The organism is Gluconobacter sp. DsW_058 (assembly GCF_002153615.1).
Classification (GTDB): Bacteria; Pseudomonadota; Alphaproteobacteria; order Acetobacterales; family Acetobacteraceae; genus Gluconobacter; species Gluconobacter cerinus.
This window is the reverse complement of sequence record NZ_JOPH01000036.1, coordinates 1-23,361: the sequence shown is the minus strand read 5'-3', so window position 1 is coordinate 23,361 and position 23,361 is coordinate 1. Positions and strand designations below refer to the sequence as shown.

Here is a 23,361-nt window from a genome sequence, read left to right as displayed (position 1 = left end):
CCAAGATAGCCGGGACGACACGTCGTCCCGGCTTTTTCAGGATTACTCAGCGAACGAGTAATCCGTATATCCATGCTCCCCGCGGCTATACCACGTCGCCATATCATCGGCCTGAAGCGGCAGACCTTGTGCAAAGCGTGTCGGCAGGTCCGGGTTTGAAATAAATTTGCGTCCAAAGGCAATGGCATCGGCCCGCCCCTCACGGACAGCATCCTGAGCGCTTTCAAACGTGTAATCCTGGTTCAACACCAGCGGACGTCGGAACACTTTCCGAATTTGCGGAGAAACCGGCGGCTGATCTGTCTTGCCAAATGTTCCGTTCGGCCCAGGTTCACGCAGTTCAAGCCACGCCACACCCAGACGCTCCAGTTCGGCAGCCGCTGGCACGAAGACGGTTTCCGGTGCGGAATCAAGGCATCCCTGCGTGTCTCCGTTCGGAGAAAGCCTGACCCCAGTTCTCTCTCCACCAATGGTCGAGATGATCCGTTCCGTTACCTGGGAGAGAAGCCGGATTCTATTTTCAGGCGATCCGCCGTACTCATCTGTCCGATGATTGGTTCCATCTTTCAGGAATTCGTCAATCAGATAGCCATTGGCCGCGTGAAGCTGAATGCCATCAAAGCCGGCCTTGATCGCATTTTGAGATGCGCGCTCATATTCCGCCAGAATACGGGGAATTTCGTCCAGTCTCAGCGCGCGCGCCTCTTCATAGGGCTGCTTGCCATCATAGGTGTGAGACTGACCTGGCGCCGTGGTGGGCGAAGGTGCGACCGGCTGCAGGCCCGTGACGGATGAATGTACCATCCGGCCCATATGCCAGAGCTGGCAGACAATCCGCCCACCCCTGTCATGGACAGCCTTCGTGATAGGCTTCCACGCCTCAACCTGCTCATCTGACCAGATGCCCGGCGCGTAGGGCCAGCCCAGACCTTCGCGGGAGATGCCTGTTGCCTCTGTGATGATGAGGCCGGCCTCCGCTCTCTGCGCGTAATACTTTGCCATGATCGCTGTCGGAACAGCGTCCCGGCCCGCACGCGCTCTCGTGAGGGGAGACATGAAAATGCGGTTTTTTGCCGAAAATCCACCAAGTTCAATGGGATCAAAAAGATCGGGCATGAAAGGGTACTCCCTGATCGAAACTTCTATAGTTCGATAACGATCGAACTATAGAAGTGTTGCGTCAATTCTTCAAGGAAGGGATAAGACGCCGTATGCCGTGCCATGACTCGCCCGATCTGAAAAAGCTCGATCTGATTACGGTCCTCAGGGCTCTGGCTGATCCCGTGCGTCTGGACATTGTCCAGCGTCTATATGTTCTGGGCGAGGCGAATTGTGCCGCCCTGATCGGGGCACGCCCGAAGTCCAGCATGTCCCATCATTTTCAGGTTTTGCGAGAAAGCGGGGTTCTGCACACCCGAATTGAAGGCGTGCAGCACCATAACTCCCTCCGCCTTCAGGAACTTGAAGAACGCTTTCCCGGGCTGATGCAATCAATCCTCGGTGGGGCAGACGCCACTCAGTTTCGGCGCCAGACTTCTTCCTGAACAAACACCGCGAACGTCAGCCACACGAAAAACGGGATCTGAAGCTTAGCGGCGGACGGATCAGCTTTTTTTGCCGTCCAGATCGACGCGCCTGATGTCACGACCAGACCAATGCAGATCGCCAATCCTGCATCCAGACGCCGCTTCCGGAAAACTGCGAACGGAAAGCCAGCTACGCCAGCAACACAGATAGCCCAGAGCCAAAGTGCTGCGGTCCGTGCGCAGGAACGTTCAGCTCGCAGAAGACGATACCCAGACCATGCCAGCAAGCCGTCCAGAAGGGTCCAGACCACGGCATACACAGGGGCTGGCGGCGAGAAATCCGGCTTGTTCAGATGGTGATACCAGCGCCGGGTTGAGCCATCTTCGGCCGGGCTGATCTCCCGGCCGAGATATTGCGCTCCGAAAACCGTTCCAGCAGCCAGAGCGGCGTCAATAATGCGTCCCATGATGTCTGTCCTGATATGATCTTCTCAGTAACAACGCATCAGGAACTGGAATGTTCAGCCGAAAGACCTTACGGGGCGCTGGGAGGCACTCCAAAATCGAGTTCTGCCATAACGCGACCTGCCTCAGGGCTCCACAAGAGAACGCGTTCAGCGCCCGGGCGCCCTAATGTTACAGCCATCATGCCGTCCGGCCGTGCGGTGACAGCCGTAATATGTTCCCCCTCTCCCAAGGGCAACGCAAGGCGCGTCGAAGACCCGGATGACGGCGCGGAAACACTGACATCATGATGCGGGTGCATGACGCGATGGGCGATCACACCAATCATGACCGCCACGCCGGCGACGATCATAACCCCCATAATAATGACGGCGCCGAGCAACGCTTTCGGTGTACCTGACTCGCTGCCCGCTTGATCCTCGGCTAAACCCTGATTCATGTCAGATCCTGAAACCCCGTTCCGTCTTGTTGTTGATGCCAGCTTGGCCGGCCAACGCGTTGATCGCGCCCTTGCTGACGCCATCGGCACGATTTCCCGCTCTCGGGTCAAGACCCTGATCGAAGAGGGTCATCTGACCCGCAACGGCCAGATCGTCAATGAGCCCGCCGATACACTCCGCGACGGGATGGAGCTTGTGCTTTCGTTCCCGACCCCACTTCCGGCTCGTCCCCTAGCGGAAAATCTGCCCCTGACGATCTTATATGAAGACCGGGACCTGATCGTTCTGGACAAGCAGGCCGGGCTCGTGACGCATCCTGCGCCCGGCAACGAAACCGGCACTCTGGTCAATGCCCTTCTCGGACACTGCGGCGAAGGGTTTGAAGGCATTGGCGGTGAGAAACGCCCCGGAATCGTACACCGGCTCGATAAGGACACATCAGGCCTGATGGTGGTGGCCAAGAATGCCATGGCTCATAACGCCCTGTCTGAAGCGTTCGCTGCGCGCGACATAGATCGTGCCTACATGGCCCTTGCCTGGGGTCTCCTACCCTCTTCCGGCGAATTTGACGGCGCCATTGGGCGGGACAAGAAAGACCGCAAGCGCATGGCGGTCGTTCAGTCAGGCGGAAAAACCGCTCTCACGCGCTTCAAGCTTCTGGAGCCAATCCATGCAAGCGTCTCTTTGATCGAATGCAAACTGGCCACTGGGCGAACCCACCAGATTCGTGTTCATCTCTCACAGGCAGGACACCCTCTGCTCGGAGACCCCGTGTATCTGCGTCGTATTCCGGCCGCAGCCCGCGGTTTACCTCAGGATGCGAAAGAAGCGGCTCTCGATTTCCCACGCCAGGCTCTCCACGCCGCCCGACTCGGCTTCATTCATCCCCGGACAAAAAAGCCACTTTCTTTCGAAACTGCGCCTCCTGAAGACTTCCAGACCTTGAAAATGCGCCTGACAGGCTCAACCTCTGAAAGTTCTTGACCTTTTCGGTTCCACCTGTCATAAACACGCTTATCCGACGAGCTGACGCGCCGCCGGAACGGATCGTACCACCGTGCACTGCCCAATCTGGGGGTAAGCGGCTGGGGACGTGATAGTCCTTCCCAATGCGTCACCTGGGTGTGAGGAACTTTGCCTCTGCCAGTTCGTATGAGTCTACTCCTCATCGAGCCAGGCACACCCCCGGGCGAAAGGAATCGAAGACCATGGCATCTCCAGCTGTCATCTCCGTGGGTCCTGAAAACAACCTGACCCGTTATCTCCAGGAAATCCGCAAATTCCCCCTTCTGACGCCGCAGGAAGAGCTCGATCTCTCCCGTGCCTGGCGCAAGAATGAAGACACCAGTGCGGCACACCGTCTGGTGACGTCTCACCTTCGTCTCGTGGCTAAGATTGCCATGGGCTATCGCGGCTATGGCCTCCCGGTGAATGAACTCATCAGTGAGGGCAACATCGGTATGATGCAGGCTGTCCGCCGCTTCGACCCGGAGCGCGGCTTCCGCCTTGCAACCTATGCCATGTGGTGGATCCGTGCCGCCATGCAGGAGTATATCCTGCACAGCTGGTCACTGGTTAAAATCGGTACGACAGCTTCGCAGAAAAAGCTGTTCTTCAATCTCCGTCGCCTGAAAGGGCAAATGCAGGCGATTGATGATGGTGATCTGAAGCCCGAGCAGGTGAATTCCATTGCCACCACGCTCGGCGTTCCGGAACAGGACGTGGTGTCCATGAACCAGCGTCTCGCCGCCCCGGACCATAGCCTGAATGCGCCCCTACGCATTGATGGCGAAGGCGAGTGGCAGGACTGGCTGGTGGACGACAACGAAAACCAGGAGCAGACCTACGCGGCGTCCGAAGAGTTCAGCGGTCGTAAAGCTCTTCTCGATCAGGCCATGATGACCCTGAATGAGCGCGAACGTCACATTCTGGCCGAGCGTCGCCTCAAGGAAGAGCCATCTACGCTGGAAGATCTTTCTCACCACTACAACGTGTCACGTGAGCGGATCCGTCAGATTGAAGCACGCGCCATGGAGAAGCTTCAGAAGGCCATGTCGGCCGAAGTTGAGCTTCGTCGTCGGGAGAATGGCCTTCAGGCCTGAACAGACAAAATACTGTTCAGAAAAGCTGCCAGATATGTCTCTGGCAGCTTTTTTTGTTTCCATCGGCTCTCTGTGAGATTAATCAAAAATAGAAATTACAATAAAATACACAATTAACCTGTAATGGAATGAAGTCTCATAAAAATATAACCAGAAAATTTTCCTGTGATCAAAAATCGAAACGAATTTTTATTAAATGTAAGTTTATTGATTTTTATCATACTCTGCAGAACGCAGACATTCGGAAATCCTCTCATCTATTCCGACGAGGAATTTTATCTCTTCGGTGGCGGTAGAATTCTTCATGGAGATCTTCCCTACCTTCAGTTTTGGGATAGAAAACCGGTTGGAATATTTCTGCTTTACGCATTCTTTCACCTTTTCGGCCCTTACAGAATTTTCGCCTATCAGTTCGGCGCGGTGACTGCCGTCTGGGGTACGGCCTGGCTTCTGTTTCGCATGGGGAAAACCATTGCTTCCACGACAGCTGCTTTCCTTTCAGCCTTGCTCTATCCAGCCCTCCTCAATCTCTCACGGGGAGAAGGAGGGCAGACCCCGATTTTCTATAATTTCCTCGTAACAGCCGCCATCGCTCTTGTTTTGCGTGATCTTCTGCAGCCCAATGGAAAAATTCGAAGAAAAACAGCTCTTTTCTCCATATTTCTGTTCGGCCTCGCCATGCAGATAAAATACACTGTCATCTTTGAAGGGGCGTTCGTTGGAATTTACTATGTCGTCAGGCAGTATCTAACTTCCCGATCCGTCTCCGATTCCTTGAAAGACACTGGTCTTCTGGCCCTTATCGGCCTTCTTCCTACATTTCTTGCTTTTTTCTTCTATGTCATGATCGGGCATCCAGGAGCGTGGATTTTCGCCAATCTGGATTCCATTTTCCTGCGTGGTCATTTTCCAGACGGAGAAGCGCACTACCTAGAAATTCGAATGCTGAAATCGGCCCTTCCTCTCCTGCCGGGGCTGATGGCAACAATAATGATTGCTCGTGCGAAATCATGGCCTGCCCATTATGTCTTTCTCATACTCTGGGCCTGTGCCGCCTGCTTAGGGATCATCGCTTTTGGGGGATGGTACCCTCATTACATTTTGCCACTTTATGTCCCGCTAGCTCTGGCCTGCGTATCACTCTGGACCTGGAAAGCCGGTCGCGTATGGCTCGTTGGTCTTCTTTGTATCGTCTCAATTGTCGGGCAGCTTAGTCTGCACAGACACCGCTTAAACGACGGCGATCAGCGAAATTTTCAGGCCATGCTAGATATCTTCCAACAAAAACCGGGTTGCGTTTTTGTTTATCAGGGGCCACCTGCCCTGTATGACATACCTTATTGGTGCTCTTTGACTAACCATCCTTTCCCTGGCCATTTCAATACAGAAGTTGAAGCCCATGCGACCGGGATGAATGTTCTTCAGGAACTCGATAGAGTTCTTGCCCAAAAACCTGAATATATCGTCACGGAAGATGCTTCTCCCTTACGGGAAAATATTGCGGCACGACGTGAGGTCTTTAAGACTATCAAAGCAGACTACACGCCAGTATATCGCTTCACGAGCGTGAAGGACTCACTTTACATCTACCGACACAAGTAACTTGTTACTGGGAGAGAGGCACGGCCAAAGCTAGCCCGCCCGCCATTGCGCCGCCGCCTTTACGATGCTGATCAGGATGATTTTCCGCAGCGGCGTCGTTGATTTCGCCCACTTTATTGGAGAAAAAATCAGGCTTCACATAGGCGTCGGGCCGCCCTGAATCCTGAGGGCCTTCAATATTCTCATCGGGGACTGGAGCCGCCCCGAAGCCCGAGGTCATTTGCTGAGCCACGACTTCTGCCCGATGATGGTCCAGACCACGCATCAGGGCCGCCCCTTGCCGCGGGTCAGCCGATACTTCCTGGGACAGCGAGGCGTTAAAAGGATGCGTAAACGCTAAGAATGGCTTTTTTGCCGCCGGAACTGGCTGCACAGGCTCTGCAGCCAATGCACTACATGTCCCTACTGCCAGAACGAGCAGTGGAAAAGACTTCATCAGCATAGGCAGAAGGCGCATCAGGCGGATTCCAGCACGACAGGGAGCTGAAAGCAGTGTGGTGGGTCAAAGCCTCAAATTACAATTGAAAAAGTTAGAAAGTTTCGTGACGTCACAAAACGTGATCCGCGCAGGTGTCTGAAACGAGTATTTTGTAAAGCTCACTTGACATTTAAGCCCGAAAAGTAAAGCTTGCTTTACAGTAGGAGGGTTCAAACATGTTGTATGGTCGTCAATATCTCATCGAACTCGGTAGCGCGCTCGCGCTGTATCTTGTGCTGCTGGTTGGAGCCAATTATCTGCAACTGGCGCTCCATCCGGCACCTTTAACAAGAATAATACTGGCACTCACACCCATGGTGGGAGCTGTGACAGCAGCATGGGTCATCATGCGTGCAATCTGGCGAATGGATGAATTACAACGTCGGATTCAGCTGGATGCCATTGCAATATCATTTTTGGGAACCGCTCTACTGACCTTTGGCTGGGGCTTTGCCGAAAGTGCCGGATTACCAAAACTCAGGGCCTTTGCAGTCTGGCCGATCATGGGAACCCTCTGGTGGATCGGTGGTCTTGTCGCTCAAAGGCGCTATCGATGAACAACTGCCTCAAGGAACTTCGGGCAGAACGAAGCTGGAGCCAGGCCGATCTGGCAGCAGAGCTGGCGGTTTCAAGACAAACAGTCAATGCCATTGAAAAGGGGCGTTACGACCCAAGCCTGCCATTGGCGTTCACAATTTCACAGCTTTTCGGCCGCAGTATTGAGGAAATTTTCTTCCCGTAAACCGACCATAAAAAAAGCGGGGAGATTGCCCTCCCCGCTTTTTCAGAACTCAGTCCAGACCAAGCTGGTGTCCGGTTGTGCGCAGCACCTCGATGCCTGGAAGGATTTTTCCTTCCAGCCATTCCAGGAACGCACCACCCGCCGTGGAAACGTAGCTCATTTGGCCAGCAACCCCAGCGTGACGCAGCGCGGAAACGGTGTCTCCACCGCCAGCCACAGTGCGAAGCTTGCCTTCCTGCGTCAGGCGAGCAGCTTCCTGTGCAACCTCAACCGTTGCACGATCAAACGGCTCGATCTCAAACGCCCCGAGTGGGCCGTTCCAGACCAGCGTTTTCAACGTAGCCAGACGTTCGTTGATCAGCGCAACAGTGCGCGGACCAGCGTCAAGGATCATGGCGTCGGCAGGCACTTCGCCAATCAGGCAGGTTTCGGTTTCTGCACCGGCCTTGAACTCGCGCGCTACAACGGCATCCACTGGCAGAATGATTTCACAGCCCTTTTCCTGCGCCAGATGCGCAATCTTGCGAGCTGTTTCGTGCATGTCCGCTTCCTGAAGGGACTTGCCGACATTCATACCTTCTGCCGCTAGGAACGTGTTGGCCATGGCACCAGTGATGAACAGTGTGTCCACCTTAGCGATGACATTGCCAATCAGATCCAGCTTCGTGGAGATCTTGGAGCCACCGATGATGGCACCAACCGGACGCTCCGGATTCTCCAGCGCAGCCGACAGAGCCGATAGCTCAGCCTGCATCAACCGCCCGGCGAAAGACGGAAGATCGTGCGCCACACCTTCGGTAGACGCATGGGCGCGATGCGCTGCCGAGAAGGCATCATTGACGAAAATATCGCCATTCTGCGCAATCGCTTTGGCGAATTCCGGATCGTTGGCTTCTTCACCCGCATGGAAGCGCGTGTTTTCCAGAACCAGCACTTCCCCATCATTGAGAGCCGCAACAGCAGCTTCAACAGTCGGGCCTACGCATTCCGGAACGAAACCAACAGGCTTGCCCAGAACTTCCCCAAGCTTTTCAGCAATCGGACGCAGGGACATGCCAGGAACGACCTTACCCTTCGGGCGGTCGAAATGGCTGAGGACCACAACGCGCGCGCCCTTACCGGCAAGCTCATTGATGGTCGGGGCAACGCGCTCGATGCGCGTGGCGTCAGTGATGACGCCGTCATGCATCGGCACGTTCAGATCAGCCCGGACGAGCACGCGCTTGCCGCGTGCCTCCAGGGTGTCGAGCGTGCGGAAAACCATGGGTCAGAGGCTCCCGAAAGCAGCAGCCGTGTCGGCCATGCGGTTGGAGAAACCCCACTCATTGTCATACCAGGCACAGATGCGAACGAGCTGGCCGCCATCGACCAGCGCCGTCTGTGTTGCATCAAACGTGGAAGACGCAGGGGAGTGGTTGAAATCCGTGCTGACCAGCGGCGCCGTGTTGTACTCCAGAACGCCCTTGAGTTTGCCTTCGGACGCAACGCGGATTGCTTCGTTCACGGCTTCAGCGGAAGCAGGAACGGTCTTCGGCACGAAGTCGAGCGAGACAAGCGAGACGTTCGGCGTCGGAACGCGGATCGCCGTGCCGTCCAGCTTGCCCTTCAGGTGCGGCAGAACCAGGCCAACAGCCTTGGCAGCACCCGTGGACGTCGGGATCATGTTCAGAGCCGCAGCGCGGGCACGACGGGGATCCTTGTGCAGGGTGTCCACCGTGCGCTGGTCACCGGTGTAGGAGTGAATCGTGACCATGTAGCCGCGCTCGATGCCGAACGCTTCGTCCAGAACGTAAGCGACAGGAGCAAGGCAGTTCGTGGTGCAGGATGCGTTGGAAATGACCTTCATGTCCGGCGTCAGAACGTCGTCGTTCACACCGAAAACAATGGTGGCATCCACATCCGTTGCAGGAGCGGAGACGATGACGCGCTTTGCGCCAGCTTCCAGCAGGGCAGCGGCCTTTTCACGCGTGGTGAAGAGACCCGTACATTCCATGGCGACATCGATGCCTTCGAATGGAACCTTGGACGGATCACGCTCGGCAGAAACGGTAATCGGACCGTAGGTACGGCCGTTTGCTTCAATGATGAGCGTATTGCCTTCAGCGCGGACCTTGCCCGGCAGGCGGCCATGAACGCTGTCATAGGCCAGAAGGTGTGCGTTTGCTTCGACCGAACCAAGATCGTTGATGGCTACGACCTCAACGTCCGTACGACCGCTCTCAATGATGCCGCGCAGAACGAGACGTCCGATACGTCCGAAACCGTTGATTGCGATTTTTACCGCCATGCCTGCCTACTCCGCTATTCTGACGAAAGGGCTTCTTCCATAGCACCGCCACAGCGAAGCAACAGGGGGTTGGCATAGTTTTTCATGAACTTGATGCGCTTAATCTTGCCGAAACCCTCCGTTCCTGCGACGGTCCCGCGCAATATGGCTGCATTTGTCCGACATTTTCGTTCGCCCCGAGGCATCATGGCTCCACGCGCCCTCTCTCTGGCAGGCTGCATCCTGCTGGCTACGCCCCTGCTCGCGGGCTGCAAACTGGTTGATCAACGCACGTTCAACCCGCAGGCCGGCAAACCGCCTCAGCCGTATATCCCGCCACCGCCACCGGCCCCGAAAGCGAAACCGCCATTCCTGCAAATCGAAGGCGGGACTCCGGAATCCGAATACGGACCTGTCGTGGATCAGGCTGTTAAGTCAGCGTTGGCCCGCAAGGAAAATGTCCTCTTTATCGTCAGGCTTCTGGTCCCGCTTCAGTCTGATCCGGCCGCCCAAACCAAAGCCATGACAGAGGCTACACAAACGGATCTGGAGCCTGTTGCTCACAGGATCAGCGCGGCCGGTGCCCAGCCTATCCAGATCGAGATGCATGCTCTCACTGATCCATCGGTCCAGCGTCCGCTGATCCGTGTGGATGTTCGCTAAAACCAGACACCACGGAAACATCACTTTATGCCAAGTGCAGCCTGTGCCGTCCTGACCCATAATGCCACTCCTCTTCTAAAGGAGTGGCTGCTGTGGCATCTGGCACTCGGTTTTGAGCGTATTCTCGTTCTCGATGCAGGGTCTACAGACGAGACGCAGGCTGTTGCACTCGCAGCAGAGCATATTGGCCCGGTTGAACTTCATGAGTTCGTCAGCGGCGATGAGCTCTCTCCTGAAGAGCTCCGCAAGACTTTAACGGCCGAAGCGGCTCGTCTGGTGGGGCAGGAACAGAATTGGCTCCTGGTTCTGGACGTTGATGAATTTCTAGATCCGGAGACAACGCTGGAGAACCTGCTGGCGACAGCGGGAGACGCTGACGCCATCGCCATCAACTGGTGCATCTACGGAAAGCCCCTCAAGCCTGTTCCGGCCCCTTCTGTCATTCAGGCATCACCCTATCGGAGTGCCGTCACTTTCCCTGACAACCGGATGGCCCGTCTGCTTGTCCGGACGAAAAAACTCCCAACTTCGATAGACGTCCTGTCTTTGGACCTATCCCCTGAACGCATCGTCCATCCGGATGGCACGCCAGTCGATCGGATCGGCCCTGGTGTCGCCGTCTCATGGAAAGGCGCGCGCATTCTTCATTATGTCTGGGCAGGAGATCCAGATATGCCTCATCATCTTGCAGATCATTATTTCTGCCGGGATGAGGAAGATCTATCCCCAAGACGACGACTGCCTGACGTCTCCATGATCCGGCACGATCTCATGGATACGCAGGCCTATCGGGGATTGGAAAATCTTCTTCAAAGCCTGACGCAAGAACCTGCCCTGGCACTCCCTGAACTGCCGGATGCAGGAAGCTCCATGCCGGACCATCGTCAGCATGAGCAGTTTTCCTTCCATCGTATCCGGCCCTCCGCCGAAGAGCGGCTGCTTTTAACGCCTCAGAGTGCTCCTCTGCCAACGCGCACACGGGCCTGTTTCATTCAGGATGTAACAGGCGATTTTCTGGTCGTAGGGACAGATGGATCTCCCCGCTTTTCCAGCGATCCGAATATAAAAACGACAGACAAACTGGTCGGCATTTATCAGGATAGCCATCCTGAAATTGTGATGCTCTCGTCTCTCAATGGACATCCTGTTCAACTGGCGAACCAGTCTCTTCTGCGGCCTGTTCTAACAATACGCTGGATTGAGGCCGAAACATTCATTTTTGAGGATGATAGCGGGTTTGGTGACACCCTGTTCCAGTTCGTACCGACCGAGGAGGCAATTTCTCTGGATCTGCCGGCCCTTCCAGCCCCCGACACAACGGCAGGTCTGTCTTTCAAAGGGTTCTGCGCGTGGTTTATTCGCCACCCTCACTGCGCATTGAGAGATGTAGCGCGCGTGATAGTTCTGCTTTCTGAAATGGGACGGAAAGATCTGGGAAACGCTGTACCAGAATTGCAAACGTTCCTCTGACTTTCAGAGAATACGTGACAGTATCAGGCCCGCCAGCGTTCCGACGACCAACAAGATCAGGCCATTCCGCAGACGGGCGCCAAATGGTGCTCCCGCCGGGAGCGCTGCCATAGACGTTGCGCTCTCCCGCAGCGCGACAATTTCTTCCTGTTGCGCACGCTCTTCCTCCTGCCGCTGCCAGACACGGCCGCTCATTCTGCGAATGTAATGGCCCGCATCAGCGGGCGTCGTTGCGGAATGATCCACCAGCCGCTCCGCCAACGTTCGATTGGCGGTATGCCCAACACCCAGAACACGATGTGCTACACAGTTGGAGAGCGCCTCCAGCACCAGCGGATGCTCAAACACTGTAAAGTCGGAAATATCTCCGCCGCCACGGATCAGAACGATAATATCTTCCCGGCACGTGCCTATGGCGTCCGCAATACGGTGCGGATCGGTCATGGCTACGGGAAGTGCGCGGATACGCTCTGAACGCCAGCCGCCCCCCAGCGCCTGAAGGAAGTCTTCCGAGACTAGTGCGCTGGAGGACGCAGAATGAATGAGAAGCAGTCGGGCGTCCCGGCGGTCAGGGTAAGGCTGAAACTGCCAGCTCAATCCTCTCAGAACATCCAGCAGAGATCGTTCTGCCCGGTCCACTTTCTGACGGCCGGGATCATGTGGTTCAACGGTAAGCACTTCAAACCGGAGGGCAACCTGTCCCCGCAGATGACGGGCTCGCAGACACCCTGTCACACGGACATGATCTCCAGCACGCACATCTGCTGCCGCCAGAACGAGCTTGGTCGCTTCCAGCGAAATGGATGTCCCTAGCTGCGGATCGACCAAGGGCAGCTGATAATATTTCTTGTATGCGTTAGGCGCGACGTCACCCAGTTGCCCCTCAACCGCAAGCGGGAAACCCCACTCTTCGAAGTGGGCACAAATCTCATCCAGCCGGGCCGTGAACAGATCCTGAACCTGAAGCGGTGACAGGACTGGCATGGCAGCCATATCACTGGCTGAAGAATCAGTTCGGGTGCGTCTCGGAAAAGCGTCCATGCCGCACCATATGGAGTAAGAACAGATGTTCTCACAGAGGGTGCAGCAGCCCTCACAACATTTTTTTATGTATTTTCAGAAGGTTGGTCCGTCTTGACCGGTTCTGCTTCTCAGGATCTTCTCCTCCGACTTCAAAAATCCAGTTTTCGGGCACGGTTTCATCTGGATGAACAGGCACGCCTCTACCTGGAAAGTCGCGGCCTGAATGCTGTCATGGAACATGGTGCTGCTTTCATCCGGGATCGTCTGGCACCTGCATGGCCGGCACAGGACGGAAAGCAGACGCCGATGCGAGGGCATCCGGTTTTCATCGCACAGCATGCAACGGGCTCATGCTGCCGGGGATGTCTCGCGAAATGGCATGGTATTGCCGCAGGAAAGCCTCTAACCAGCGAAGATCAAGAGGCAATTCTTGCCGTCTTACGAGCCTGGATTCTGAAGGACATGGGGGCAGATGTTCCCAGTACGCCAGCTCAGGGCGTGTTGTTCTGAATTTTCTTACCCCGTGGCAGAAACCGCTCCGCCAGCAGAATAACAACAATCGCAAAAGCACCCATTTCGATTTGCGAACGGGTTTCCGCCTGAATCATCATGGCAATGATCGCAAGGGCAATCAGCGCAAGCGCTACGTAGGCTCCAACGGCCTTCTGGGGCATAAGCTTTAACCGTCCCAGAACAAGCAGGGCATTATTAAAAAGCATAAATCCGCCGGTCAGGCTGACAAGAACAGCAAAAATGACGCCCGGCGACAGAACAGCCGTTACCGCAACCAGAATGGCACTTCCAACACTGGCGAGAAGCGCGCGCCGGGGAAGCTGCGTTTTAGGCTCAACCGCCAGAAAGACCGCGGGAGCATCTCCCTGTTCAGCCAGTTCGAACAGGATGCGCGAGGTGACGTAAATCCCGGAATTCAGGCTGGAAAGGGCCGCTACGAGGATGACAATGCCCATTGCCAACCCGGCGAAAGGCACATGGAACCGGTTCAGAACCAACAAAAATGGTGACTGGCCGGGTACAATGTCACTCCAGGGCACCAGGCACAGAATCATCGAGATGGTCACAAGGTAGAAGCCACCAATACGAAGAGGAATGGTCCGTGTTGCACGGGCAATGTTCACTTCCGTGTTGTCGGACTCAACTGCGGCCACTGTTGCAATCTCACTGCCGCCCATTGAGAACAGCACTGTCGGAATGACAGCAAGAAGTGCCATCAATCCGTGGGGCATGACACCGCCATGCGCAAACAGATTTTCCTGCACGGGAATGGAATGTGCCCCGAATGCCCAGATACCAATTCCGATGAAAAGCACGATGGCGGCCACTTTGATGGCTGAAAACCAGTACTCGAACTCCCCATATCCTTTGACGGACAGGAGATTAATGGCGGTCATCACGCCCAGAACGAGAAGTTCCAGAACGGCGTAAGGAACCGGAATGTAGGGCGTGAGCATGGATGTTACGGCAATGGCTTCAACGCCAATGACCGTCACCCAGGTCAGCCAGTAGGTCCAGCCCGCGACGAAACCGAAGCGATCCCCAAGAGCATGGCGGATCTGTCCGAGAAATGACGCACGCCCTGGTGTCTGTGAAGCAAGGTCTCGCATCATGCCGTTCACAAGCCAGACCAGAAGTCCCGCCAGAACGTATGACACGATGACGGCCGGTCCACCCATCGACAGGGCAGCCGAGCAACCGATGAAAAACCCAGCACCAATCACCCCGCCCAAGGCAATCATGACAACATGTCTCGTCCGGAGACTTTGGGCGAGTTGATCCGTCTGGGTCATGAAGTGTCCTTGTCCGTGGTCTGTCAGACTGGAAGATCCCGGTTATCTGCCAGGGTTTCCATGGTCATGTATGAGGTGATGGCATCCAGCTCGACCTTGCTGATGATCTGCTGATAGACACGATCGAAATCGTTCATGTCGCATGCCACGACCTTGAGAAGATAATCATACTCACCGGCAATCCGGTAAAAATCAACGATGTTTGGGATCGAAACGACCACTCTACGGAACGTTTCAAACCATTCGTGTGAATGATGACGCGTCCTCATCAGCACAAAGACCGTCAATGTCAGGCCAAGCGCCTGAGCATTGAGACGGACGGTATCGTGGCTGATGATCCCACTTTCCCGCAGGGCGTTCAGGCGCCTCCAGCAGGCATTCTGGGAAAGGCCGACCTGTTCGGCCAGTTCACGCTGGGACGGCGTCCCCTGCTTCTGGAGAATGCGAAGGATGGCACGGTCCGTTTGATCGATGATTCTGCTCATAATGATGTAAATGACAACAAAAAACCGGTTTTCGTCTACAAGAAAGAGACAGTTTCCTATCCGCCATTGAGATATTTTCCTCTGACGAGATCAGGTAAGAGGACAGGGCATCATGGAAACGATCGGCAGTCTCGACAACAGTGCAACAGCGCTTGAGCAATTTGAGAAAATGCTTCGTGCAGGTGGTCGTGACGCCCTCCGCAAGGGCGTCCTTGGAGACGGCACGAAGTTCATGAGCCCCTTTGGTGTTCAGTCGCTTCTTTATGCAGACTATGTCGCTTCAGGCCGTGCGCTTGTTCAGGTTGAGACATTCGTCATGAACGAAGTTCTTCCCTACTACGCCAACAGCCACACTGAAGCGTCTTTGTGCGGGGCATACATGACGCGGATGCGTAATGCGGCGCGTGATGCGATTGCTCGCCTTTGCCATGCCCCCAAGGATCGTTTCACGACCATTTTCATGGGCAACGGCGCGACGGCAGGCCTGAACCGTCTCGTACATCTGCTGGAAATCCCTGCCCGCTGTGCTACTGGAAATCGCCCGATCATTTTCATTGGCCCGTACGAGCATCACTCCAATATCCTTCCATGGCGGGAAAGTGGCGCCGAGATCATCGAGATCCCGGAAGCCGAGAATGGTGGTCCAGATCTTGCCATTCTTGAACAGGCATTGACCGCCTGCGACGAAGGCCGCCTGAAAGTCGGCTCTTTCTCGGCAGCATCAAACGTCACCGGCATCATGACGGATGTAGATGCCGTAACGGAACTTCTGAAAAAGCACGGTGCTCTGGCGATCTGGGATTATGCGGGTGCCGCTCCGTATCTTCCCATCGACATGAAGCCTGGCACGCCTTTCGAAAAAGATGCCGTGGCGGTGTCCTGTCACAAGTTTATCGGTGGCCCGGCAGCCTCAGGCGTTCTGATCGTCCGCAATGACGTCGTGACGCGATGCGGCCCGGTTCTTCCAGGCGGCGGAACTGTGCGGTTCGTGTCCCCCTGGAACCATGACTACACCACGAGCCTTGCAGCTCTCGAAGAGAGTGGAACACCAGACGTGGTAGGAGACATCCGCGCGGCACTGGCCTTCATCGTCAAGGACGTCATTGGCCAGACTTTCATGAGCGACCGCAATGCGGAGCTTCGCGCCCGCGCTGTTGCCCGTTGGAGCAAAAACCCGAATATTCGTATTCTTGGTCACGCCACAGCTGAAGCGCTACCTATCTTCTCTTTCCAGATCCGGGATGCGAGCACAGGTGGCTTCATCCACCAGCAGCTTTTCACGCGTATGCTGTCGGACCGCTACGGCATTCAGGTGCGTGGCGGATGCGCTTGTGCAGGACCGTATGCCCATCGCCTGCTCGACATTGACGAAGCGGCCTCGGATGCAATTCGTCAGGCCATTCTGTCTGGGCAGGAAATCGAGAAGCCCGGCTGGACACGGCTGAATTTCAGCGTGCTGATGGATGATGCCAAAGTCGAACGCATTCTCGATGCTGTCGATGATCTGGCGCTCGACCCGCATTCGGTCGCAGCCGCTTACGAATGCGACATCTCGACAGCCCGGTTCCGTCCAAAAGCGGCTGCTTAACCCGGACAGGGACGCTCTCTCGCCATCCCTTCATCTTCAAGCCAAAACGGGGCATCTTCCGGACAACAGCAGGAAGATGCTCCATGAAGACTTTGACCGCCGCCGAAACGCGAAAACTGCTTCCCTTTCCCGCTCTCGTGGAAACACTTCGGAGAGCAGCTCAGGACTATCATGCTGGGCAGATTTCCTGCCCTGAACGTATGGTTGTACCAACACTTGATCGCTCCGGGACGGTCATGTCCATGGTTGCGTGTGCGCCTGATATTCTCACGACAAAACTTCTGACCCTTTATTCTGACAACTCCGCACGCAGCCTTCCTGCTATTCAGGGGCAAGTCATGGGCATGGATGCTGTCGACGGACAGTTTCTGTTCGCATTGGATGGCGTTGCTACGACAGAGCGACGGACCGCTGCCATCTCCATGCTGGGGTTGGATTGCTTTCGCCCAGACACTCTGGAAACGGCTCTTCTCATTGGTACCGGCGTGCAGGCCAAAGCTCATCTGGAAGCGCTGAATGTGCTTTATCCGGGGCTTACGGTTTATATTCGTGGCCGCTCCCGTGAGAGCGTAGCCGCACTGACAGGAAGCGACGCATACCCTGCCCTGAGACTTCGCAACGATGACGAAGCCTGCGACCCGGATGTGGTCATCACCGTGACCAGCAGCCAAAGCGTTCTGTACGACGCGCCGCCAAAGTCTACGCGGCTGATTATTGGTGTGGGGGCTTATCGACCGGAAATGATTGAAATTGGTCCAGCCATCGTCAACGGAAGTACCTGTCTTGTGGATGATCCCGTTGGTGCACCGTCAGAGGCGGGAGATATCATTCAGGCAGGGAAAGACTGGGAAGAGGTCCAACCTCTAGCCACTTACCTATCCGGAAAAGAAAAACCGGAAGGTCCGGTATTTTTCAAGAGTGTCGGCTGTGCTGCTTGGGATCTGGCAGCGTGTCGCCTTGCCCGGCAAACACTGGGCCTCTAGGAGGCGGCACCCCGTCCGAGAATACTGCTCGGACGGGATAAGCCATCTTTACCAGAGATAGACAAGCTTCATGTAATACGCATTCGTCTCAGGCACGTTTCTGCCATCGACCGAATGAGAATACCGACCGGTTAATGAGACGCGCTTGGAAATATTGACCATGGCGCCCACACCCAGTGCGACTTCACGCCCACTGGATTCACTGACCCAACTGTTGGCCGTGTTGTCCCGCATTCCGGCTGTGTTCTGCCAGTCGAATGCAAAGAACGGCTCAACAATCTTGCTCGCTTTCCAGCTGAAACGCAGGTTGGAATGAAAGACCGTCCCTGGCGAGTAGCTGTGCTCGCCTGTCTTGTGCTTCGTGGATGCTACAATTGCACCCAGATCACCATCGAAGCTGAAATGCTTCCATTCATAATCGAACATGAAGCTGGACAGGTTTGACCAGTAGCTCGGGGACAACGCATCCCGTGTGCCAACCGGCGTCTGCATGAAGGTCTGGATACCGAAGGTGCTGTGAGCATTCGGCTTGAACCAGACGGCAGGGCCCACGATTGTCGGACCAAGGCCACCGTAATCTTTGCCCTGAGCCAGAACGAAGCTTTCCGACTGAATGACTTCAAACGCAAAACCGACATGCGGCAGAGCGTCGAAGCTGCGGAAGTGCACGTACTTCGTCATACCCGCCCAGGTGTGGCTTCCCCCAGTGGGCTGACGGCGGCCACCACTGTCATAAGTGTTTCCCGCGACATTCCCATCTCCGTACTGCACAAGCACGTTGAACGGTTTGAAATCGACCGGCAGGTCGTATTCATGCGGGCCAATGATGGCCAGAGGAATATCAGCAGCATGTGCCGCAAGGGCTGGCAGGAGGGAGGAAGCGGGCAATAGAATGCTCAGGGCCCGGAGACACCCTCCGGACCAGATTTTGCGAACCATGACTTTTATTTCCGTAGAAGAAGAAACTGGAGCGCCTCCAGTAAAGAAAGCGCCCCAGCAGTAATAAGGCCAGATCAGTGCGCGGCTGCGCCCTGCTGTCCGTCAATCGTGTAAGCGATGATATAGTCACCGCTGCGGGTGCCAAGGCCCCCATGACCGCCAGCGGCGATCAAAACATACTGCTTCTCGCCGATTTGATAGGACATCGGGGTTGCCTGTCCACCAGCCGGCAGACGGTCACGCCAGATGACCTTACCGGTCGAGACATCAAAGGCACGCAGGTAATCGTCAGCTGTCGCACCCATGAAGGATACGCCACCCTTGGTGATGACACTGCCACCGATGTTGTACATGCCGGTCGGAAGCGGAAGGTTGTTGTGCGTCCGGAAAGGACCGGTGTCGCGCGTCGTACCAACCGGGTGCTGCCAGACAATCTTCTTTGTCACCAGATCGATAGCGGTGATCGTACCCCAGACTGGTCCCTTGCAGGGGATCTGAAGCGGGTTCAGCCACGGGCTGGTGTAAGCGATGTAAGGCGTACCGTAGTCAGGAGAAACACTAAGCGCATCGCCCTTGGCTTCAGGCTTGTCACCCTTGCCGTCCCATTTCGGCAGGATACCACTGGTTTCAGCGTGGTTACGCTTCTCCAGACGGATGCGGAACGGCAGGTAGCTGGCGTTGGCGATCAGCAGCTTGCGCTGCGGGTCGATGGACGCACCCTGCCAGTCAACCACGCCATAGAATGCTGGATAGACGATGGTCGTCTTGCCAACATGCGGCGGCGTGAACTGACCTTCATAAGCGGACTGACGGAACTGGATGCGGCAGATCATCTGATCCAGCAGCGTCGCGCCCCACATGTCGCTTTCCTTCAGGTCAGGCGGCGTCAGCGACGGCAGACCAACAGCGAAAGGCTGCGTCGGAGAAACATGGTCGTCTGCAGCAACGCCAGCAGTCGGAACCGGACGTTCCTCAACCGGGTAACCCGGAACAGGCTTGCCTGTGCGACGGTCCAGAACGAAGAACTCACCGCGCTTCGTGGTCTGGATCAGAGCCGGGACGGTTTCACCGTTCGGGCCTGGCAGATCAACCATCGACGGGCCAATGGCCAGATCCATGTCCCACAGATCGTGATGCACGGTCTGGAAAGTCCAGCGACGCTCACCAGTTTCGATATCGAGAGCAATCGTTGCACTGGAGGTTGCATCGTCGAACGGACGGCGTGAACCACCCCAGTTATCCGGCGGGGAGTTACCCATCGGCAGGTAAAGCAGGCCGAGGTTCTCATCTGCCGTGTAAACGCCCCATGCATTCGGGGTGTCACGCGTCAGCTCGTCGTTCGGGCCGGGCTTCCAGTTTTCCGGGTTGTGACCGGCATCCCAGGCCCACTCGATCTCACCGGAAATCGGGTTGAACGCACGGATTGCACCGGACGGTTCGAAGTTCGCCTGGTTATCAAAGATCCAGCCACCGAGAACCACACGATCCTTCACCACCAGCGGCGGAGATGTCACGAAGTGGAAACCATGCGGCACATGACCAAGATACTGGCGCAGGGAGATGAAGCCGTGCTCGCCGAAGTCTTCACAGGGCTTGCCTGTTTCAGCATCGACAGCAAGAAGACGAACGTCACCAACCGGGGAGAAAATACGCTTCTGGCAGGCCTTGGAGCCATCAGGAGCGGTATAGTCGTCCGGAGCCTTGTAATAGGAAACGCCGCGGCAGGCGAGATAGACGTTGGCAGCCAGATCTTCAGCAGCAGGCTTCGGATCGAACTTCCACTTCACCTTACCCGTTGCGGCATCAAGGGCCATGACCCAGTTATGCGGCGTGCAAAGGTAGAGCGTGTCATCAACCTTGATCGGGGTAACCTCGAGGTTGAACTCGTGGCCTTGATCCGGACCGGCCACAACACCTTCGGCAGCCTTCTGGACGTCACCCGTCTGGGTAACCCAGGCGCGCTTCAGGTTGCTGATGTTGGCAGGCGTGATCTGACCCAGCGGGCTGTAACGATCACCGCCCACCGTCCGGCCATAAGCAGGCCAGTCAGCTGCGGGCGTGTTCTTGCCGGTTTCGTCAACCTGGCCAGATGCAGCCATACGCTCGGCCGGGAGCGTGCCATTGATGGAATAGGAGGTGAAGCAGCTTGCAACGATCGCCACAATGGCGATGGCAGCAGAACCAGCCAGTTCGCGCTTGTCCGTAGCCCAGGACGCATTGGAGCGCCAAACCCACGGCAGAAGCATCCAGCAGGCAATGCCAACTAGAGTGAACAGACGAACTTCCAGCCCCCAGATGTTGAAGCCGACTTCAACAACAGACCAGATCGTGGCAACCAGCAGCAGACCTGCATAAATACGGCCTGCCTGAGACGGGTTCTTCAGGCTGACGGCAGCCGCCGCAAGCATGACGAGACCAGCCAGCGCATAGAACCAGGACCCACCGAGCACGAGCAGATAACCGCCCCCACCCAGCAGGAACAGCCCAACAAGCGCGAGCAGGATAGAGGTTACTGGAGACAGCACCCTCTGGAGAGAAGAAGACATGACACCTCGTTTTTCAAAAATATGGAAAACCACTTTTTCTGAAATATTTTGTCTCTCTTAATCGCTTAAGGAGCAGGATATGATCCGTCCCCCATATGACTGTGCGAGGGCAGAAAACTGCTGCGCAGGTCTTTCCCTGCCGGCCGGATGATTGTCTTGAAAAGCTTGTTTCTCATCCATGCATCCAACCCCTCACCAAGAGCGTTACAACAGAAAGGTGAGAGCTACCGGTGGACGAAACTTTCGTCTGAAAGATACGGGCACCAGTCAGTCACGCACTCTGACTGCCTTGTTCCTTCCACAACCCGCGCGACGCTATCCATGATCGAAGCTCTTTCACCCGATTGTGACTACATCGTCGCCACCTGTCGCAGTTCTGAGACACATCTGAAAATCGAGAGACACTCATGACCGGCATTACGCCACAAACCGGTCTGTCCGAGTCATGGATCCGGTGCTCCACCAGCTATAATCTTGACCCGGCAGAGCGGTGGGAAACACGTCTTCTGAGCCAGCCGGAGTTGCGTTTTATCAGCAACCGCACGCGCCTCCTGATCCAGCATGCCCTGCCAGAAATGGAACGCCTGCATACGATGGTGATGGCGCTCGGCTTTACCGTGATGCTGGCTGATGCAAACGGCGTTGTACTGTCACGCCAAACCAGCCGTGACGATCTGACAGGATGCCGTCGGTGGGGTTTTCAGGCTGGGGCACTCTGGGATGAAGCGAATGCGGGCACCAACAGCATCGGAACATGCCTTCAGGAAAAGAAGCCTGTCATGGTGCTTCAAAGCCAGCACTGGCGGCTATGCTTCCGGGGCCTGACCGGCATTGCGGCCCCTCTTTATAATGCTAGTGGAAAACTGGCAGGTGTTCTGAACATCTGTTCCTTTGCGGGGAACGATATCCTGCCATTTGCAGGTCTACTGATGGAGACCATGACGACCACAGCTCGTAAGATCGAAGAAAGGCTGTTCCGGGAATTTTTCCCCAACGAGACGATCATTACGCTGGGTCTGGCGACAGCGAGTTCAACACCGCTGGTTGCACTGAATACCGATGGGCATGTGCAAGGCGCCACGCATGCGAGCCGCGAACGCATGCACTGGCCTGAAGGTGAACTGGAGCATCTACCTGCTCTGATGAACTTTCTGGACTCAGAAGATGAGCTGAGTTTCCGAAAAGCCGAGGTCCACGTCATCCGCTCAGCCCTAGCCACCACGCAGGGCAATGTCAGCGCAGCAGCTCGGACGCTTGGCATCAGCCGCTCTACGCTTCATCGCAAAATCAAGATGCTAAACCTCATGCCGTAAGCATGGAGTTTAGCTCGCGAATAGTGCTTCGTACTCGGCAGGCTTGAAACCGACACACACGATCTTGCCCTCACGTTCCAGAACAGGTCGTTTGATCATGGAAGGTTGAGCAAGCATCAAGGTGATAGCTTTCTCCTGGGTCATATCTTCCTTCTGCTCTGGTGGCAGCTTGCGAAACGTCGTGCCCGCCTTGTTGAGCAATATCTCCCATCCGACCTGACCGACCCAACCGTCAAGAACCGCCCTTGAAATCGCATTCTTCTTGTAGTCATGGAATGCGTAATCAATACCGTGATCAGTCAACCAGAGCTGGGCTTTTTTCATAGAGTCACAGGCTTTGATGCCATACAATATGGTCGAATTACTCATGCTGTTTCCCTTAAGCTTGTGGTACCCGACCTAAAAATCTTTCGGCTGTCTGACAAATGACGAAATCAGGTTTCACTGCATCCAAATAATCATAATCAATTTCAGGGGACCAAAAATGATGAAATTCTTTACAGAAATGAGAAAACCACCATCCCAGACAGCATTGATCTAACCCTAATCCAAAAAATGAATTCCCGAAAGCCACAACCTTTAGGTCTAAGGGAGCCTGACTATTTCTCCAGACATTCCGTTGCCCGTTGTGAGCTCCAGGCCGTGGAAGGATATTTTCTACTAATTTTCTAAAACGAGTCTCTTCACTCATCTCTGCTTCATAAATGACTTCTCTGACGCCATGACCAAAGAAACGATAACTCAAATCGCCTCCACTTATTCTTTGTCGAGAAAACTGAGGCGTCGGAAATTTTTGACCGAAAAATTTTTTGGAAGTGGCATTAAATATAGAAAATGCTCCTAATGGCTGCAGATGGAGGGATCGAAGAACCCTTGATTGATGTGCTTGGCCCGTAATTTCTGGCTTTTGGCGATTTGATAGACG

General features: G+C 55.5%; 25 protein-coding genes. 12 read left to right on the top strand and 13 right to left on the bottom strand.

Features of this window, described 5'->3' with window-relative positions; translation table 11 throughout:
• Positions 1-42: 42 nt before the first annotated feature.
• Complete coding sequence (locus HK24_RS07560; RefSeq protein WP_086633970.1) at positions 43-1,116, bottom strand: alkene reductase; 1,074 nt, start codon at positions 1,114-1,116, stop codon at positions 43-45.
• Between the two features lie 95 nt (positions 1,117-1,211).
• Here HK24_RS07560 and HK24_RS07555 point away from each other — a divergent pair, with 95 nt between their 5' ends.
• Positions 1,212-1,544, top strand: coding sequence for a helix-turn-helix transcriptional regulator (locus HK24_RS07555; RefSeq protein WP_086633969.1), 333 nt, complete (start codon positions 1,212-1,214; stop codon positions 1,542-1,544).
• Here the strand turns inward: HK24_RS07555 and HK24_RS07550 are convergent.
• Positions 1,517-1,993, bottom strand: coding sequence for a TspO/MBR family protein (locus HK24_RS07550; RefSeq protein ID WP_046900859.1), 477 nt, complete (start codon positions 1,991-1,993; stop codon positions 1,517-1,519). The genes HK24_RS07555 and HK24_RS07550 overlap by 28 nt on opposite strands.
• A gap of 68 nt (positions 1,994-2,061) precedes the next feature.
• A complete protein-coding gene (locus HK24_RS07545; protein WP_198942086.1) occupies positions 2,062-2,430 on the bottom strand; it encodes a DUF6476 family protein in 369 nt (122 codons plus the stop codon).
• On the opposite strand from HK24_RS07545, the gene HK24_RS07540 reads away from it, so the two are divergent.
• The 3 genes from HK24_RS07540 to HK24_RS07530 all read left to right on the top strand — a co-directional run bounded on the left by HK24_RS07540 (position 2,429) and on the right by HK24_RS07530 (position 6,135).
• Positions 2,429-3,415 (top strand): RluA family pseudouridine synthase, encoded by a 987-nt coding sequence (locus tag HK24_RS07540; RefSeq protein ID WP_046900858.1) that lies wholly within the window; start codon positions 2,429-2,431, stop codon positions 3,413-3,415. The two genes, HK24_RS07545 and HK24_RS07540, sit on opposite strands and share 2 nt — an antisense overlap.
• A gap of 224 nt (positions 3,416-3,639) precedes the next feature.
• Entirely contained in the window at positions 3,640-4,533 is an 894-nt protein-coding gene (gene rpoH, locus HK24_RS07535; protein WP_046900857.1) for an RNA polymerase sigma factor RpoH, read from the top strand.
• A gap of 165 nt (positions 4,534-4,698) precedes the next feature.
• Positions 4,699-6,135, top strand: coding sequence for a glycosyltransferase family 39 protein (locus HK24_RS07530; RefSeq protein ID WP_086633968.1), 1,437 nt, complete (start codon positions 4,699-4,701; stop codon positions 6,133-6,135).
• A 4-nt stretch (positions 6,136-6,139) separates the two neighbouring features.
• Here HK24_RS07530 and HK24_RS07525 read toward each other — a convergent pair whose 3' ends face one another.
• On the bottom strand, positions 6,140-6,592 hold the full coding sequence (locus HK24_RS07525) for a hypothetical protein (protein ID WP_086633967.1): 453 nt from the start codon (positions 6,590-6,592) through the stop codon (positions 6,140-6,142).
• A 197-nt stretch (positions 6,593-6,789) separates the two neighbouring features.
• Here HK24_RS07525 and HK24_RS07520 point away from each other — a divergent pair, with 197 nt between their 5' ends.
• Positions 6,790-7,170 (top strand): hypothetical protein, encoded by a 381-nt coding sequence (locus HK24_RS07520; protein ID WP_086633966.1) that lies wholly within the window; start codon positions 6,790-6,792, stop codon positions 7,168-7,170.
• Positions 7,167-7,355 (top strand): helix-turn-helix transcriptional regulator, encoded by a 189-nt coding sequence (locus HK24_RS07515; RefSeq protein WP_046900853.1) that lies wholly within the window; start codon positions 7,167-7,169, stop codon positions 7,353-7,355. The genes HK24_RS07520 and HK24_RS07515 overlap by 4 nt, the downstream gene beginning before the upstream one ends.
• A gap of 49 nt (positions 7,356-7,404) precedes the next feature.
• Here HK24_RS07515 and HK24_RS07510 read toward each other — a convergent pair whose 3' ends face one another.
• Positions 7,405-8,619: a phosphoglycerate kinase gene (locus HK24_RS07510; protein WP_046900852.1), complete on the bottom strand. Its 1,215-nt coding sequence runs from the start codon at positions 8,617-8,619 to the stop codon at positions 7,405-7,407.
• 3 nt (positions 8,620-8,622) lie between these two features.
• The gene (gene gap / locus HK24_RS07505; protein WP_086633965.1) at positions 8,623-9,642 is read right to left on the bottom strand and encodes a type I glyceraldehyde-3-phosphate dehydrogenase; all 1,020 of its coding nucleotides are present in this window, start codon (positions 9,640-9,642) and stop codon (positions 8,623-8,625) included.
• Positions 9,643-9,747: 105 nt separating this feature from the next.
• Here gap and HK24_RS07500 point away from each other — a divergent pair, with 105 nt between their 5' ends.
• Both HK24_RS07500 and HK24_RS07495 read left to right on the top strand, forming a co-directional pair.
• Positions 9,748-10,284, top strand: a complete 537-nt coding sequence (locus HK24_RS07500; protein WP_233126168.1) for a hypothetical protein — start codon at positions 9,748-9,750, stop codon at positions 10,282-10,284.
• Positions 10,285-10,311: 27 nt separating this feature from the next.
• Positions 10,312-11,754 carry a glycosyltransferase family 2 protein gene (locus tag HK24_RS07495; RefSeq protein WP_086633963.1) on the top strand — a complete coding sequence of 481 codons (1,443 nt, stop codon included), beginning with the start codon at positions 10,312-10,314 and terminating at the stop codon, positions 11,752-11,754.
• Between the two features lie 3 nt (positions 11,755-11,757).
• On the opposite strand, the gene HK24_RS07490 is transcribed toward HK24_RS07495, so the two are convergent.
• Entirely contained in the window at positions 11,758-12,795 is a 1,038-nt protein-coding gene (locus HK24_RS07490; RefSeq protein ID WP_086633962.1) for an exodeoxyribonuclease VII large subunit, read from the bottom strand.
• Between the two features lie 93 nt (positions 12,796-12,888).
• On the opposite strand from HK24_RS07490, the gene HK24_RS07485 reads away from it, so the two are divergent.
• Positions 12,889-13,287 (top strand): DUF4186 domain-containing protein, encoded by a 399-nt coding sequence (locus HK24_RS07485; RefSeq protein ID WP_086633961.1) that lies wholly within the window; start codon positions 12,889-12,891, stop codon positions 13,285-13,287.
• On the opposite strand, the gene HK24_RS07480 is transcribed toward HK24_RS07485, so the two are convergent.
• Both HK24_RS07480 and HK24_RS07475 read right to left on the bottom strand, forming a co-directional pair.
• Positions 13,269-14,582, bottom strand: a complete 1,314-nt coding sequence (locus tag HK24_RS07480) for an amino acid permease (RefSeq protein ID WP_086633960.1) — start codon at positions 14,580-14,582, stop codon at positions 13,269-13,271. The two genes, HK24_RS07485 and HK24_RS07480, sit on opposite strands and share 19 nt — an antisense overlap.
• 23 nt (positions 14,583-14,605) lie before the next feature.
• The gene (locus HK24_RS07475) at positions 14,606-15,067 is read right to left on the bottom strand and encodes an Lrp/AsnC family transcriptional regulator (RefSeq protein ID WP_086633959.1); all 462 of its coding nucleotides are present in this window, start codon (positions 15,065-15,067) and stop codon (positions 14,606-14,608) included.
• 112 nt (positions 15,068-15,179) lie between these two features.
• On the opposite strand from HK24_RS07475, the gene HK24_RS07470 reads away from it, so the two are divergent.
• Both HK24_RS07470 and HK24_RS07465 read left to right on the top strand, forming a co-directional pair.
• Positions 15,180-16,655 carry an aminotransferase class V-fold PLP-dependent enzyme gene (locus HK24_RS07470; RefSeq protein ID WP_086633958.1) on the top strand — a complete coding sequence of 492 codons (1,476 nt, stop codon included), beginning with the start codon at positions 15,180-15,182 and terminating at the stop codon, positions 16,653-16,655.
• An 83-nt stretch (positions 16,656-16,738) separates the two neighbouring features.
• Entirely contained in the window at positions 16,739-17,638 is a 900-nt protein-coding gene (locus HK24_RS07465; RefSeq protein WP_086633957.1) for a delta(1)-pyrroline-2-carboxylate reductase family protein, read from the top strand.
• Positions 17,639-17,686: 48 nt separating this feature from the next.
• Here HK24_RS07465 and HK24_RS07460 read toward each other — a convergent pair whose 3' ends face one another.
• On the bottom strand, positions 17,687-18,577 hold the full coding sequence (locus HK24_RS07460) for a transporter (protein WP_086633956.1): 891 nt from the start codon (positions 18,575-18,577) through the stop codon (positions 17,687-17,689).
• 74 nt (positions 18,578-18,651) lie between these two features.
• The gene (locus tag HK24_RS07455) at positions 18,652-21,123 is read right to left on the bottom strand and encodes a membrane-bound PQQ-dependent dehydrogenase, glucose/quinate/shikimate family (RefSeq protein ID WP_086633987.1); all 2,472 of its coding nucleotides are present in this window, start codon (positions 21,121-21,123) and stop codon (positions 18,652-18,654) included.
• 407 nt (positions 21,124-21,530) lie between these two features.
• Here HK24_RS07455 and HK24_RS07450 point away from each other — a divergent pair, with 407 nt between their 5' ends.
• Complete coding sequence (locus tag HK24_RS07450; RefSeq protein WP_046900841.1) at positions 21,531-22,436, top strand: helix-turn-helix domain-containing protein; 906 nt, start codon at positions 21,531-21,533, stop codon at positions 22,434-22,436.
• Positions 22,437-22,445: 9 nt separating this feature from the next.
• Here HK24_RS07450 and HK24_RS07445 read toward each other — a convergent pair whose 3' ends face one another.
• A complete protein-coding gene (locus HK24_RS07445; protein WP_086633955.1) occupies positions 22,446-22,805 on the bottom strand; it encodes an ArsC family reductase in 360 nt (119 codons plus the stop codon).
• A 10-nt stretch (positions 22,806-22,815) separates the two neighbouring features.
• Positions 22,816-23,361 (bottom strand): hypothetical protein (locus tag HK24_RS13575; protein ID WP_198942085.1); only part of this gene is annotated, 546 nt, incomplete at its 5' end.